The 14,075-nt window shown below is 66.1% G+C and carries 12 protein-coding genes; 7 read left to right on the plus strand and 5 right to left on the minus strand.

The window, feature by feature from the left end:
* The first annotated feature begins 273 nt into the window (after positions 1-273).
* Genes trpE through N5B55_RS13650 form a run of 7 tightly spaced genes read left to right on the plus strand, consistent with a single transcriptional unit; the run spans position 274 to position 6,149 of the window.
* On the plus strand, positions 274-1,806 hold the full coding sequence (gene trpE / locus N5B55_RS13620) for an anthranilate synthase component I (protein ID WP_304538444.1): 1,533 nt from the start codon (positions 274-276) through the stop codon (positions 1,804-1,806).
* A 16-nt stretch (positions 1,807-1,822) separates the two neighbouring features.
* Positions 1,823-2,392 (plus strand): aminodeoxychorismate/anthranilate synthase component II, encoded by a 570-nt coding sequence (locus tag N5B55_RS13625; protein ID WP_009242001.1) that lies wholly within the window; start codon positions 1,823-1,825, stop codon positions 2,390-2,392.
* Positions 2,392-2,835 carry a lysozyme inhibitor LprI family protein gene (locus N5B55_RS13630; RefSeq protein ID WP_304538445.1) on the plus strand — a complete coding sequence of 148 codons (444 nt, stop codon included), beginning with the start codon at positions 2,392-2,394 and terminating at the stop codon, positions 2,833-2,835. Before N5B55_RS13625 ends, N5B55_RS13630 begins: the two co-directional genes overlap by 1 nt.
* Before the next feature lie 13 nt (positions 2,836-2,848).
* Positions 2,849-3,886 (plus strand): anthranilate phosphoribosyltransferase, encoded by a 1,038-nt coding sequence (gene trpD, locus N5B55_RS13635; protein ID WP_009241999.1) that lies wholly within the window; start codon positions 2,849-2,851, stop codon positions 3,884-3,886.
* A 1-nt stretch (position 3,887) separates the two neighbouring features.
* Positions 3,888-4,691: an indole-3-glycerol phosphate synthase TrpC gene (gene trpC / locus N5B55_RS13640; protein WP_304538446.1), complete on the plus strand. Its 804-nt coding sequence runs from the start codon at positions 3,888-3,890 to the stop codon at positions 4,689-4,691.
* 10 nt (positions 4,692-4,701) lie between these two features.
* Positions 4,702-5,361: a CYTH domain-containing protein gene (locus tag N5B55_RS13645; RefSeq protein WP_304538447.1), complete on the plus strand. Its 660-nt coding sequence runs from the start codon at positions 4,702-4,704 to the stop codon at positions 5,359-5,361.
* Positions 5,358-6,149, plus strand: a complete 792-nt coding sequence (locus N5B55_RS13650; protein ID WP_304538448.1) for a uracil-DNA glycosylase — start codon at positions 5,358-5,360, stop codon at positions 6,147-6,149. Before N5B55_RS13645 ends, N5B55_RS13650 begins: the two co-directional genes overlap by 4 nt.
* A gap of 392 nt (positions 6,150-6,541) precedes the next feature.
* Here the strand turns inward: N5B55_RS13650 and N5B55_RS13655 are convergent, their stop codons facing one another.
* The 5 genes from N5B55_RS13655 to N5B55_RS13675 all read right to left on the minus strand — a co-directional run bounded on the left by N5B55_RS13655 (position 6,542) and on the right by N5B55_RS13675 (position 13,883).
* Complete coding sequence (locus tag N5B55_RS13655) at positions 6,542-8,758, minus strand: FUSC family protein (RefSeq protein WP_304538449.1); 2,217 nt, start codon at positions 8,756-8,758, stop codon at positions 6,542-6,544.
* Between the two features lie 11 nt (positions 8,759-8,769).
* Positions 8,770-10,632, minus strand: a complete 1,863-nt coding sequence (locus tag N5B55_RS13660) for a M61 family metallopeptidase (RefSeq protein WP_065856284.1) — start codon at positions 10,630-10,632, stop codon at positions 8,770-8,772.
* A gap of 67 nt (positions 10,633-10,699) precedes the next feature.
* A complete protein-coding gene (gene acuI, locus N5B55_RS13665; RefSeq protein WP_178960742.1) occupies positions 10,700-11,716 on the minus strand; it encodes an acrylyl-CoA reductase (NADPH) in 1,017 nt (338 codons plus the stop codon).
* Between the two features lie 78 nt (positions 11,717-11,794).
* Positions 11,795-12,541 (minus strand): DsbC family protein, encoded by a 747-nt coding sequence (locus tag N5B55_RS13670; RefSeq protein ID WP_012763048.1) that lies wholly within the window; start codon positions 12,539-12,541, stop codon positions 11,795-11,797.
* 46 nt (positions 12,542-12,587) lie between these two features.
* Positions 12,588-13,883, minus strand: coding sequence for a UbiH/UbiF family hydroxylase (locus N5B55_RS13675; protein ID WP_304538450.1), 1,296 nt, complete (start codon positions 13,881-13,883; stop codon positions 12,588-12,590).
* Between the last annotated feature and the right edge of the window lie 192 nt (positions 13,884-14,075).

The raw sequence follows: 14,075 nt of genomic DNA on the forward strand, positions 1-14,075 counted from the left end.
CGGCATTTCGGCGCGTCACGAGCGCGCCGCCCAAACCACCCCCCGCGTCTCCCGCCCCAAACGCTGACCGCCCGCCGGTCTTCCGCTGGCCCGCTATCGGCTGCGGGCGACCCTTGCGGGATCGCACAGTCGCTTTTACGACGTTCGCGCGTTCCCATCCCTGATGTTCTGCTAACGTTCCGACGGCATCATTGACGCTCTTGCGTTTGCCGTGGAGCGAACGCATGCCGGCGGGCGCGCACCTGCCCGCTCGGCAAATCGACCCGACCGCTCATGACCGAACTCGAATTCAAATCGCTGGCCGACCAGGGCTACAACCGCATTCCGCTGATTGCCGAGGCATTGGCCGACCTGGAGACGCCGCTGTCGCTGTATCTGAAGCTGGCGCAATCGCACGATCGCGGCACGCATACGTTCCTGCTGGAATCGGTGGTGGGCGGCGAGCGCTTTGGGCGTTACTCCTTCATCGGCCTGCATGCGCACACGCTGCTGCGCGTGAAGGGCAATCGCACGGAAGTGGTCACCGACGGCAAGGTGGTGGAAACGAACGAAGGCAATCCGCTGGACTTCATTGCGGCGTTCGAGCGCCGCCAGAAAGTGGCTCTGCGCCCGGGCCTGCCCCGCTTCTGCGGCGGCCTCGCCGGTTATTTTGGCTACGACGCCGTGCGCTTCATCGAGCCGCGCCTGGCTGAAACCGCCCCGCCCGATGATCTGCAACTGCCCGACATCCAGCTCATGCTCTGCGAAGAGTTGGCCGTCATCGATAACCTGTCAGGCAAGCTTTACCTGATCGTCTACGCCGATCCGTCCAAGCCCGAGGCGTATTCCCGTGCCAAGCAGCGCCTGCGCGCGCTGCGCACCAAGCTGCACCAGCCGGTGGATGTGCCCGTGACTTCGCCGTCGGTGCGCACCGACACCATCCGCGAGTTTGACAAGACGGACTACATCACCGCCGTACTCAAGGCCAAGGAATACATCGCCGCCGGCGACATGATGCAGGTGCAGATCGGCCAGCGCCTGGTCAAGCCGTTCCGCGACGCGCCGCTGTCGCTGTACCGCGCGCTGCGCTCGCTGAACCCGTCGCCGTACATGTACTTCTACAATTTCGGCGACATGCAGATCGTCGGGGCATCGCCGGAAATCCTGGTGCGTCAGGAAGAGCGTCGTGTGCCGGCTGCTGAAACCAATGGCAACAGCACCGACGAATCCGCCCGCATCGTCACGATCCGCCCGCTGGCCGGCACCCGCCCGCGCGGCAGCACCCCGGAACGCGATGCCGAACTGGCCACCGAACTGCTCAACGACCCGAAGGAAATCGCCGAGCACGTCATGCTGATCGACCTGGCGCGCAACGACATCGGCCGCATTGCCGAAATCGGCTCCGTCAAGGTGACAGACCAGATGGTCATCGAGAAGTACTCGCACGTGCAGCACATCGTCAGCTCGGTCGAGGGGCGCCTGAAACCCGGCATGACCAACATGGACGTGCTGCGCGCGACCTTCCCGGCGGGCACACTCTCGGGTGCGCCCAAGGTGCGCGCGATGGAGATCATCGACGAGCTGGAGCCGGTCAAGCGTGGCATCTACGGCGGCGCGGTGGGCTACCTTTCGTTCTCGGGCGAGATGGACCTGGCGATCGCCATCCGCACCGGCATCATCAAGGACGGCAATCTCTATGTGCAAGCCGCCGCCGGCGTGGTGGCCGACTCGGACCCGGATGCCGAATGGAGAGAAACCGAACACAAGGCGCGCGCCGTGCTGCGTGCGGCCGAGCAAGTGCAAGACGGCCTCGACGCCGATTTCTGAGGTCAAGGAGAACACCATGCTGCTGATGCTCGATAACTACGACTCCTTTACCTACAACATCGTCCAGTACTTCGGCGAACTCGGCCAGGACGTGCACACGGTGCGCAACGACGAGATCACGATCGAAGAGATCGAAAAGCTGAATCCGGAGCGCATCTGCCTGTCGCCCGGCCCGTGCACGCCCACGGAAGCCGGCATCCTGGTTCCGGCGCTCAAGCACTTTGCGGGACGCATGCCCATCCTGGGCGTGTGCCTCGGGCACCAGGCCATTGCCGATGCATTTGGCGGGCGGGTGATCCGCGCGCAGAAGGTGATGCACGGCAAGGTCAGCACCATCGAGAACACCGGCGTGGGCGTGTTCGCCAACCTGCCGCGGCATTTCAAGGTGACGCGCTATCACTCGCTCGCGATCGAGCGCGAGACACTGCCCGACTGCCTGGAAATTACCGCCTGGACCGAAGACGGCGAAATCATGGGCGTGCGCCACAAGACGCTGCCGGTGGAAGGTGTGCAGTTCCACCCGGAATCGATCCTGTCGGAACACGGCCACGCGCTGCTCGGCAACTTCCTGAAGGAACGCGTCTGATGCGCGGCGCGTGCGCGATTGCCATGCCGCTGGCGCTGGCGCTGATGGCAAGCCTGCCAGCGATGGCCGGCACGCTCGAAGCCTGCCGCGCCGCCCAGCCCGAGGTCGGCAACGTCGCCCAATGCGTGCAGACCGCACGCAAGGCGGCGCAAACGGAACTGGCATCTGCCGAATCGACACGCCGCACTGCGTTACGCGCCCGCATCGCTGCCAACAAAAGCATGGACCGCGGCGCCGCCATGGCATTCGACCGCACCGTGCGCGCACACCAACTCTATCGACAGGCCGAATGCGACCTGTCCCGCCGCCTGGCCCGCAACACGCCTGATGCCGACCTGGCTGAAGCCGCGTGCGAGGCCGATCTGTCGCGCGAGCGCATCGGCGCCTTGCGCGACGCCGCACAGCCGGCCACCCCGGCTGCGGCTCCGGCAGCGCCCAACTGAATACGAAACGACCATGACCATTACACCGCAAGAAGCGCTGACGCGCTGCATCGAGCACCGCGAAATCTTCCACGACGAGATGCTGCACTTGATGCGGCTCATCATGCGCGGCGAGATGTCGCCCGTCATGGCTGCCGCCCTCACCATGGGGCTGCGCGTCAAGAAAGAGACCATCGGCGAGATCGCGGCCGCTGCCACCGTCATGCGCGAATTCGCCACCAAGGTCGACGTGCCCGCTGAGGTGTCCGACCACTTTGTCGACATCGTCGGCACGGGCGGCGACGGCGCCAACACCTTCAACATCTCCACCGCCTCGATGTTCGTGGCGGCGGCCGCGGGCGCGCGCATCGCCAAACATGGCGGACGCGGCGTCAGCTCCAAGTCGGGCAGTGCCGATGTGCTCGAAGCGCTGGGCGTGAACATCATGCTCACGCCCGAGCAGGTGGCCGAATCGATCGAAACGGTCGGCATCGGCTTCATGTTCGCGCCCAACCACCACCCGGCCATGAAGAACGTCGCCCCGATCCGCAAGGAGCTGGGCGTGCGCACGATCTTCAACATCCTTGGGCCGCTGACCAACCCGGCCGGCGCGCCGAATATTCTGATGGGCGTGTTCCATCCGGACCTGGTCGGCATTCAGGTGCGCGTGATGCAGCGGCTGGGCGCGAAGCACGCCGTGGTCGTCTACGGCAAGGACGGCATGGACGAGGTGTCACTGGGTGCCGCCACGCTGGTCGGGGAACTGAAGGACGGCGTGGTGACCGAATACGAAATCCATCCGGAAGACTTTGGGCTGCAGATGGTCTCCAACCGCAGCCTGAAGGTGGCCGACGCCGACGAATCCAAAACCATGCTGATCGAAGCGCTGGAAAACAAGCCGGGCACGCCGCGCGAGATCGTCTCGCTCAACGCCGGTGCGGCACTGTACGCGGCCAACATTGCCGGCTCGATCGGCGACGGCATGAAGCTGGCCCGCGAAGCGATCGCCTCGGGCGCCGCGCGCGCCAAGCTCGACGAACTCGTGCGCGTCACCAACCAGTTCAAAGCCTGATATGTCCGACATCCTGCAGAAAATCCTGGCCGTGAAGGCCGAAGAAGTGGCCGTCGCGCGCAAGCACCGCGACCTGCCCAGCATGCGCGCCGAAGCCGAAGCCAACCGCACCGACAGCACGCTCGGCGCCCGCGGCTTTGCCAAGGCAATGCGCGACAAGATCGCCGCCGGCAACGCGGCGGTCATCGCCGAAGTGAAAAAGGCGTCGCCGTCCAAAGGCGTGCTGCGCCCGAACTTCAAGCCCGCCGACATCGCCCGCAGCTATGCGGAACACGGCGCCGCGTGCCTGTCGGTGCTGACCGACGAGCAGTTCTTCCAAGGCCACGCCGACTACCTGCGCGAGGCGCGCGCCGCCTGCACGCTGCCGGTGCTGCGCAAGGATTTCATGGTCGACTTGTACCAGGTGTACGAAGCGCGCTCGTGGGGCGCGGACTGCATCCTGCTGATCGTGGCCGCGCTGGATCAGGGCCTGATGGAAGAACTCGAGGCGTGCGCGCTGGAACTCGGCATGGACGTGCTGGTGGAAGTGCACGACGGCCATGAGCTGGACCGCGCGCTGCGTCTGCAAACACCGCTGGTGGGCGTGAACAACCGCAACCTGCGCACGTTCGAAACCACGCTCGACACCACGCTCGGCCTGCTCAAGCACATGCCGGACGATCGCATCGTCGTCACGGAATCCGGCATCCTCACGCCGGACGACGTGCGCAAGATGCGCGCCGCCGCGGTCAACGCGTTCCTCGTCGGCGAAGCCTTCATGCGTGCAGACGACCCGGGCGCCGAACTGGCCCGCCTGTTTACCTGAACGCCACACCATGGCCCGCGAGATTGAACTGAAGCTGGCCGTATCGGCCGGCGCACACGACGCCCTCGTCCACTGGCTGGATGCGCACGCACAGAGCGCCGGCTCGGTGGAATTGGCAAACGTCTACTACGACACGCCCGACCAGGCGCTGGCACGCAACCGCGCCGCGCTGCGCGTGCGCCGTCAAGGCAGCCAATGGCTGCAGACGCTGAAGACCGCAGCAGTGAGTACGTCCGGTTTGAGCGCCCGCCACGAATGGGAGGTGCCGCTGCAGAACGATGCGCTGTCCGTCGATGCCTTCGTCGCCAACAACGCCAGTGAAGCAGCCGACTATGTTCGGCCCCACGCGGCGGCGCTCGTCCCGCTGTTCCGCACGGACTTCACGCGCCGCCTGTGGCACGTGAAGTCCGAGGGCGGCGAGATCGAGATTGCATTGGATGCCGGCGCCATCCTCATCCCCGGCACCCAGGCGCGCGAGCAGATCGACGAGCTGGAACTGGAGTGGAAGCCCGCTGCCGGCAGCACGCTCAGCGAAGACACGATTGCCGAGCGTCTGCACGCCTGGACGAAAAAGCTGCGCGCCGCCGTGGCCGGTCTCACGCCGCTCGACATCAGCAAGGCGCAACGCGGCTACCGCTTGCGCGAGAAAACCATTGGGGGCCAGCCGTGACGCGGCGCGCCAATCCGGCGCAAGCCGCTCTCTTCGATGACCCGGCGACGGACACGATCGCTGTGGGTTTCACCCCGCTGGCCGAGCAGTTCGACGCCCTGCCCGCCGATTGGAAGACGCTGCTCACGCCGTGTATCGCGCAGACCAACTGGCCCGAGCTGTGTGCCTTTGTCGACGGCGAACGCGCGGCTGGCAAGCCGATCTTCCCGACGGACGTTTTCCGTGCGCTGCACCTGACCTCGGTGGATGATGTGCGCGTCGTCATCCTCGGCCAGGATCCGTATCACGGCACGGGCAACGTCGATGGCCGCGAGATTCCGCAGGCGCACGGGCTGGCATTCTCGGTGCCTGCAGGCGTGCGCGTCCCACCAAGCCTGCGCAATATCTATAAGGAAATCGAAGAGGAATTCGGCTGCAAGCTGCCAGCCGCCTCCGGCAACCTGGAGGGCTGGGCACAGCAAGGTGTCCTGCTGCTCAACACGGTGCTCACCGTCGAACAAGGCCAGGCCGCCAGCCACGCCAAGCGCGGCTGGGAACGCATTACCGATTGCCTGCTGGAGCAACTGGCGCGTGTCGGCCACAAGCGCGTGTTCATGCTGTGGGGCAGCCACGCGCAAGCCAAGCGGGCGCTGCTGTCGGACGGGCATCTCGTGCTGGAGGCGCCGCACCCCTCGCCGCTGTCGGCGCATCGCGGGTTCCTGGGATGCGGGCATTTCAAGACGGCCAATGATTGGCTGGCGGCGCAGCACCAGCCGACCATCGATTGGCTGAAACCGCAGGCCGCTTGAACGGCGCGGGCCAGGCGGCCCGATCGACGAGCCCCAAAGCGTCGGCCTTGACCGTCTGAGAGACGAGTTCGGTGCTCCAGGACTCAACGTTGAATCATTGAGGCCAGGCTTCGACTCTCCGAGGCTCGACTTCGACTCTCCGAGGCTCGACTTCGACTCTCCGAGACTCGACTTCGACTCTCCGAGGCTCGGCTTCGACCCTCCGAGGCTCGGCTTCGACCCTCCGAGACTCGGCTTCGGCCCTCAGAGGCTGACCTTTGACGCTCGGATACTGGGAGTCGACGGTCCGACGCTGGACGTCGGCTCCTTGAGCCCCGTCGTCGAGGGTCCAAGGCTCAGCGCTGCGGAGGAAGATCGCCGCCCCTGCGAAGCCTTTCAGCCGCCGGCCGCGTCTAATCTTTCGAAATACGCAGCGCGCGTCCGAGCGCACCACAGCGCAATGCAATCTTGGACGTATCAGCCCGCAGCGCTTGCAGGCGCCGCTCTAGCAGGTGCATCGCCGACAGCGATTCGGATTCGGCGGCCGCATCGACCATGCGCGAGCGTGCCGACTGATCGGCGAAGTCGGCCGCGCCCAACTCCTGTGTGTCGCGTGGGCGTACGCCCCAGCCGCCTTCGTGCACGGCCTGGTCAAAGCGCTCCTTGGCGCGGGTCAGGCTTTCCAGCGCGGCCGCAGCCGTTTGCTCGACCAGCGCCCGCGTATCCGCCTCGTCCAGTTCCTGCGCCCGTTGCCGCACGAGAATGCGCACCGCCGCGACGTGCGCAGCCACGAGGTAGTTCTGCACGATGAAGCGGTTCAGGTTGTCGACGGCGCGGTGCCGGCTCTTGGGCTCGTCCAGCATGCGCGCGAACGCCGCGATGAGCCCTGTGAGCGATTCCATGAACTGCTTGCGCTGCACGCGGTAGGCGAAGTCGTCCTTGAGTGTGCCGAGCAGCAGGTCCCGCGCGGCCTCGATGAAGCGGCAGTTGGTGCGCAGCACATCGTCCACGAGCTTGGGCAGGTTGCGGTATTCCCAACTCGGCAAGACGTAGCTGAACGCGGTGGCGATGGCCGCGCCGATCAGCGTGTCGACCAGCCGTTCACCAATCGCGCCCTTGCTGCCAGGCAGCAGCAGGTTGATCTGGATCAGCACCTGCACGCACGCCGCAATGGCCGTGTAACGGTAGCGCACGGTAACGAACGCGGCGCTGGCGGCAGTGGACAGGTACAGCACGCCCATCAGGATCCACGTCGAATGCGTATACCGCAGGATCACGGCGGCAATGACGCAGCCGATCAGCGTACCCAGCACCCGGTCGAGGTTGCGCTGGCGCGTCAAGCTGAACGTCGGCTTGAGGATCACGACAATGGTCAGCAACACCCAGTAGCCGTGCGAGCTATACGGGAGGTGATCAGCAATCCACAGCCCCGCCGCCACGGCCATCGAAATACGCAGTGCAAAGCGCAGCACCGGTGAACGCCACGTCAGCTCTTCGAGCACCAGCCGCAGCTCGTACTTCTGACGCGTGAGAAACGGCGTCATGTCGGGGCGCAGCAGCACCTGCGACAACTCGATCGGCGTGGCGGTGGCCGCGTGCAGTTGTGCCATGAGCCGAATCGCGCCCCGTACCGTCGCCACCGACTCTTCGAGCGCGGCAATCGCCTCGATGGGCACGCCGTGATGGTTGTGCTGCAGTTCGTGCAGCGCGGCTTCAATGGCTGCGATCTCGTGGTCGTATGACAGCGGCGTGGGCGACGGACGGTCGCGGCCGACGGCATAGGCGACGCCTTCGATGTCCATGCGCATGCGTTCGATCACGTCGCGCAGCAGACGCATCACCTCGGCGTCGGCCAGCCACTGGCGCAGCAACGGGTAATCGGTATTGGACGACAGCAGATACTCGTAGATGTCGAGCATCCGCATGTGGATCTGCACGAGGCGGCCGTCGCTGGCCGTGCGGTTGTCCCGGAAAACGAAATCGCGCGCCACCTGCTGCTTGTCCGCCACCGAAATCTGCTGGCGTACGAGCGCATTGAACTGCTCGTCGAAATCCTTGGATGCGTCGTAGAAGCCGGCTTTGCACTCCACGTACACGGCCAGTTCGTACAGGCATTCGGCCAGCACCTGCTCCTTGATGCGGCGGCGCTGGCCCCACGCTACCGCCATCGCAAAGGCCATGTAGCCGATGGCGCCGAGGAAGAACTGCAGCGTGTGCTCCACGGCTTCGCGGAAGGCGAATTCCTCGGTAAACGTAAGCGTCATGACGAACAGCGCCGCGAACTGCAGCGGCATCGTCTTGTTGCCGTACGCCACCATGAGCCCCGCCAGGAAGCTCACCACCACGATCACCGCCGGCAGGATCGCGTATGGCGTCGCCACCGCCACGAGAAACGTGACGGCCGTCGTCAGCAGCACGCAGGCCAACATCTCGTTGAACTTGTGCCGCAGTGGGCTGGGCAAGTCCATGAGGCTCGTGCAGAGCGCGCCGATGGACACCACCATCGCGCCCTGCAGGTCCATCACCAGCAGTGCGAGCAGCGTCAGGCCGATCACGCCGGTGGCGGTGCGGATGCCGCGCGAGACGTAATGGCTGTAGAGGAACGTGCGTGGATCGTGGACGTAGTCCATCGGGCGACGCGTCAGGCTGACTTACCGCGTGCCGCGCGCGTGCTGCGCGCGGCTGCCCGTTTGCCCAGCCATGCCGAGCGCAGCGGCGACGGCTCGGACGCGAGCGCCAGCGTGAACTGCGGCGTGGCGTCGGCAGCGAGCGTTACGTCAAGCTGCATCAATTCGTCGCGACGGAACACGTGCACGGGAACGGTGTCGCCGGCGCGGTGGCGCGCAAGCATCTTGTCGAGCTGGCCGGTCGGCACACGCAGGCCGTCTACCGCGACGACCAGGTCGCCTGCAGACAGACCGCCTTGCTGCGCGGGGCTGTCGTCGAAGACCTGCTGCAGCTTGACGTAGCCGTTCTCGGCGCCGATCTTGACGCCCAGGGCAAGCGCGGGGTCTGCCGCCTTGCGCGTGGCGCTGACGCCCATCGCCTTGAACAGCGCCGGCAGCGGCGGGTCGTCGCGCCCCTCGGTCAACTGGCGGACCAGCGTGCGCAGGCGCACACCGGTGGTCTCTTCCATCAGAGTGATGAGCCCGGCTTCGGTCACGCCACGCTGCGCGTGGCCCGCGGCATAGAAATCGCGGCCGTACGTCACCCACAGGGCGCGCATCACGTCGTCGAGCGAGCGTTCGCCGTGGGTCTGCGTGCGGATCGTGAGGTCGAGCGCCAGCGCCACGAGCGAGCCCTTGGTGTAGTAGCTGACGATGGCGTTGGGGGCGTTTTCGTCCTGGCGGTAGTACTTCGTCCAGGCGTCGAACGAGCTTTCGGCCACGCTCTGCTTCAGGCGGCCGCTGCCGCGCAGCACGCCGTTCCACGTCTTGCCGAGCATCTCCAGATACTGCGCTTCGGAAATCAGCCCCGAGCGCACCAGCATCAGATCGTCGTAATAGCTCGTGAAGCCTTCAAACAGCCACAGCAGCGGCGTGTGGACCTCGCGATCGAGCGCGTACGGCACAAAGGTGGCCGGCTTGATGCGCTTGACGTTCCAGGTGTGGAAATACTCGTGGCTGACGAGGCCAAGGAAGGTGCGATAGCCCTCGGTGGTCTCATCGCGGCCAGTGACGGGCAGATCGGCGCGCGCGCACATCAATGCGGTGCTGGCGCGGTGCTCGAGGCCGCCGTAGCCGTCGGTGGTGGCCATCGTCATGAAGACATAGCGCCGGTTGCTGTCGAGGAACGGCGCCGTGGCGGTCTGCGGCTCGAACAGGCGGATCTGCGCTTCGCAGATGCGCTTGAAGTCGCGGGCGATGCGTTCCAGATCAAGATTCGGCACGCGGCCCGTAAAGACGGCGTCGTGCTGTGCACCGCAGGCCTCGAACGACACCAGCTCGAACGTGCCCATCTCCACCGGGTGGTCGATCAGCTCATCGTAATTGGCCGCTTCGTACCAGCCAAAGCCGTAGCGCTTGGCGCCGGCCTTGCCCGCGATGCGCCCAGTGGCCTCGCGCAGCGCGGTGGCCACGCGCCAGCCGCGGTAGGCATCTCCGGCGGGCGGCTGGATGTCGACCAGGCAACGCTGGTCATCCGCGCCTTCGACACGCAGGAACACCGACGTGCCGTTGAAGAAGCCGTGCGTGGTATCCAGATGCGCGGCGCGCACCGACAAGTCCCACGCATAGACGTCGTAGGAAATCGTCAGCGGCCCGGTGCAGGGCGCGGCCCACCACGTGTGCTTGTCGACCTTGGTCAGGCGCACCGGCCTGTGGGCGGATGACGCCTCGATCCGCACGATGTTGCGCGCGAACTCGCGGATCATGTAGCTGCCCGGAATCCACGCCGGCAGCGAAAATCGCTGGCCTTGGCTGTCGGGCGCGTCAACCGTGACGGTGACGGTGAAAACGTGCGCCTCGGGCGCGGCGGGGGCGATGGTGTAGCGGATCGGCTTCATGGCGGACATTGTAGCGTTGCCGTCCCATGCTGCCGAAGGCAAATCGTCCGCAAACCGGCTTGCCAGCCTATCGGTTGACGTCGACCACGACCCGCCCGCGCATCTTGCCCGCCACGATGTCGTGTGCAGCGTCGATGGCCTCGGAAAGCGTCACTTCACGCGTGATGGCGGCCAGGCGGTCCGGCAGCAGATCGGCGGCGAGGCGCTGCCACGCGGTCTGGCGCAGCGCACGCGGCGCCATCACGCTGTCGATCCCGCACAGGGTCACGCCACGCAGGATGAACGGCGCGACGGTGGCCGGAAAATCCATGCCCTGCGCCAGCCCGCAAGCCGTGACCACGCCGCCATAGCGCACCTGTGCGCACGCGTTGACCAGCGTGTGCGAGCCCACCGAATCGACCACCGCCGCCCAGCGCTCTTTCTGCAACGGCTTGCCGGGGGCGGAAAGCTCGGCGCGGTCAATGACATCCGTCGCGCCCAGCGCCTGCAGGAAATCGGCCTCATTGGTCTTCCCGGTCGACGCCACCACGCGATAGCCCAGCTTGCCGAGCAGCGCAATGGCGATCGAGCCCACGCCGCCCGACGCGCCGGTCACCAGCACCTCGCCGTCGCCCGGTTTCACGCCGGCACGCTCCAAGGCCAGCACGGAAAGCATCGCCGTGTAGCCTGCCGTGCCGATCGCCATGGCCTGCCGCGCATCGAGCCCCGCCGGCAATGCCACCAGCCAATCGCCGGAAAGCCGCGCCTGCTGGGCGAGGCACCCCCAATGCGTCTCGCCGACGCCCCAGCCGTTGAGCACGACCGCATCGCCGGTCCGCCAATCCGCGTGCGTGGATTCGAGCACGACGCCCGCGCCGTCGATACCGGCCACCATCGGCCACTTGCGTACAACGGGGCCTTTGCCGGTGATGGCCAGGCCGTCCTTGTAGTTGATGGTCGACCAGTCCACGCGGATCAGCACGTCACCAGCGGTCACGTCGTTGGCAAGCGCTTCGGACGTGGACAACGCCGCGTCATCGAGGTCGACGATGTGGGCCAGCGGGCCGCCATCCTGCTTTTCAAGCATCAGCGCGCGAAACGACATACCAGGTCTCCAAAGGTGAGTTCAATGCAAGCGCCCAAAGAAAAAGCGCCGGATCGACCGGCGCTTCCTGCGTGCGAATTACGACTTCTTGAGCGCGGCGAACTTGCGCTCCAGCGTGGCCGCATCGATCAGGCCCGGCGCCCGCGAGCCATCCGGGAAGATGATGGCCGGCGTGCCGGTCACGTTCAGTTGCTGGCCGAGCTTCAGGTTGGCCTCGAGCGGTGTATCGCAGGTGCCGGCGCCGCCCGGGGCGGTCTTGGCGGTCATCCAGTCGCGCCAAGCCTTGGCGCGGTCGGCCGAGCACCAGATCTGCTTGGCCTTGGTGTTCGAGTCCTCCGACAGGATCGGGAACAGGAAGGTGTAGACCGTGACGTTGTCGACCTGCGTCAGCATCTGTTCCAGCTTGTGGCAGTACGGGCAGTTCGGGTCGGAGAACACGGCGATCTTGCGCGCGCCGTTGCCCTTGACCCACTTCACGGCGCGGTCCAGCGGCAAGTCGGACCACTTCACGCGGTTCAGCTCGGCCAGGCGCTCCTGTGTGAGGTTGGTGGCGGTCTGCGTATCGAGCAGGTCGCCGTTGAGCACGTAACGGCCGGTGGCATCGCTGTAGACGACCTGGCTGCCGAGGTTGATCTCGTACAGGCCCGCGAGCGGCGACTTGGCGACGCTCTTGATCTCCACGTTCGGGCCCAGGGCCTTCTGTACGGTGGCCTTGACCTTGTCCAAGGCGGGCTCGGCGGCACCGGCGCTCAAGACATAGCCCGCGCCAATGGCTGCCACGGCCACCGCAGAGGCGATGGCCGCCACCCGAATACGAAACGACATAACGACTCCTGGAACCCCGAAAAACCACAAATCCGCTGAGATTGCCTCAGCCGAGTGCGTGCTTGATCAACAAGCGTTTGATAAATGGCGTCATGCCCACCATGCGCATCCCCGCGTTGCGTACCGTGCGCGGCAGCGCCCCCGGCAGGGCGAACAGTTTATGCAGACCGTCGGTGGCGGCCGTGAGCGAAAGCAGGTCTTCGCGGCGGGCACGTTCGTAACGGCGCAGCAACCTCAGATCGCCATGATCGCGCATGGTTTCACGTTCCGCCATTACCCGGCCGATTTCGGACACATCCCGAAGCCCGAGGTTCATGCCCTGCCCGGCGAGCGGATGGATCACATGGGCCGCATCGCCCACCAGCGCCACGCGCGGGGCGACGGCCCGGCTGGCGTGCTGCAGCACGAGCGGGAAACCCTGCGCAGGCGTGATGTTCGACAAGCGCCCGAAGCGTGCGGCGACGGCGCCACCCGCCGCGGCTTCCACGGCACGGCACAGCGCCTCGGGCGACAGCGCGAGCAATTCGCGGGCGTGCTCTTCGCTGGCAGACCACACCATCGACACACGCCGATCGGGCAACGGCAGCATCGCGAGGATCTCGCCGCGTACGGGGGGGTCGTCACCCGGCGCTGCGGCCTGCTCGGCGGATGCACCGAGGAACCATTGCCACGCGGTGTCCTGATGCCAGTGCTCGGCCTGGAAGTTGGCCACCACACCAAGCTGCCGATACGGTTTCGCTTCAGCCTGAATGCCTGCCTGCTCGCGCACCCAAGAATGCTTGCCGTCGGCGCCGATCACGCATTCCGCGCGGACCGTCTGGCCGTCGGCCAGCGTCAGCTTTACGGCGTCGGCTTCCATTTCGAAACCGGTGGCGGCATGCGGGAACGACTGCACCGTGTGGGCAAAGCGCAGCGCAGTTTCCAGCGCGCGCTCCACGAGCGAAGATTCGGCAATCCATGCCAGCTGCGGCGTGCCGGCCGCGTAGGCGGAAAAATGCAGGTCCGGGTGGGCGTGCTCGCCGCGTGCGGCAGCATCGTCGCCGAAGATCCGCATGTCGAGCACCGGCTGCACGCGGGTCATGTCGAGCGCCGGCCAGATGCGCAATTGCTCGAGCAACGCCTGGGAGCTGGACGAGAACGCGTAAACACGCGCGTCCCACGCGTCCGGCCCGGCGGGTGTGGCGGCTGGGGCGGGTGGCGCGATATGCGCAATGCGCAAGCCGATCTGCGCCAGCCGCAGCGCGCAGGCGCGCCCGACGATGCCGCCGCCCACCACGGCCAAGTGGTAAGGCGCTGCCTCCCGGGAAGCCGCCTTCGAAGTGGAAAACGCGGGTGTATTCATGGTGGGCCGATTATAGCGGCGGGGGGTGTTGCAGCCTTGCGGGCGCGCAAAAGTGTCGCGACAGATAGGGGCGCCGCCGCATACGGGCTCGGTGTGGATGAATCTCGCCCCTGAAGAGGCGGGAAAGTCACTTCAAATCCTTCGCGTGTCCGAAGCATATCGGCTGCACATATGTGCCATGTGCGCCGCATA

The sequence above is a fragment of the Ralstonia pickettii genome, from assembly GCF_030582395.1.
Taxonomy (GTDB): domain Bacteria; phylum Pseudomonadota; class Gammaproteobacteria; order Burkholderiales; family Burkholderiaceae; genus Ralstonia; species Ralstonia pickettii_D.

Excerpts from the sequence above, each read along its gene's own strand:
- trpE (WP_304538444.1), top strand. The coding sequence starts at position 274 with ATGACCGAACTCGAATTCAAATCGCTGGCCGACCAGGGCTACAACCGC.
- N5B55_RS13625 (WP_009242001.1), top strand. The coding sequence starts at position 1,823 with ATGCTGCTGATGCTCGATAACTACGACTCCTTTACCTACAACATCGTC.
- N5B55_RS13630 (WP_304538445.1), top strand. The coding sequence starts at position 2,392 with ATGCGCGGCGCGTGCGCGATTGCCATGCCGCTGGCGCTGGCGCTGATG.
- trpD (WP_009241999.1), top strand. The coding sequence starts at position 2,849 with ATGACCATTACACCGCAAGAAGCGCTGACGCGCTGCATCGAGCACCGC.
- trpC (WP_304538446.1), top strand. The coding sequence starts at position 3,888 with ATGTCCGACATCCTGCAGAAAATCCTGGCCGTGAAGGCCGAAGAAGTG.
- N5B55_RS13645 (WP_304538447.1), top strand. The coding sequence starts at position 4,702 with ATGGCCCGCGAGATTGAACTGAAGCTGGCCGTATCGGCCGGCGCACAC.
- N5B55_RS13655 (WP_304538449.1), bottom strand. The coding sequence starts at position 8,758 with ATGGACTACGTCCACGATCCACGCACGTTCCTCTACAGCCATTACGTC.
- N5B55_RS13660 (WP_065856284.1), bottom strand. The coding sequence starts at position 10,632 with ATGAAGCCGATCCGCTACACCATCGCCCCCGCCGCGCCCGAGGCGCAC.
- acuI (WP_178960742.1), bottom strand. The coding sequence starts at position 11,716 with ATGTCGTTTCGCGCGCTGATGCTTGAAAAGCAGGATGGCGGCCCGCTG.
- N5B55_RS13670 (WP_012763048.1), bottom strand. The coding sequence starts at position 12,541 with ATGTCGTTTCGTATTCGGGTGGCGGCCATCGCCTCTGCGGTGGCCGTG.
- N5B55_RS13675 (WP_304538450.1), bottom strand. The coding sequence starts at position 13,883 with ATGAATACACCCGCGTTTTCCACTTCGAAGGCGGCTTCCCGGGAGGCA.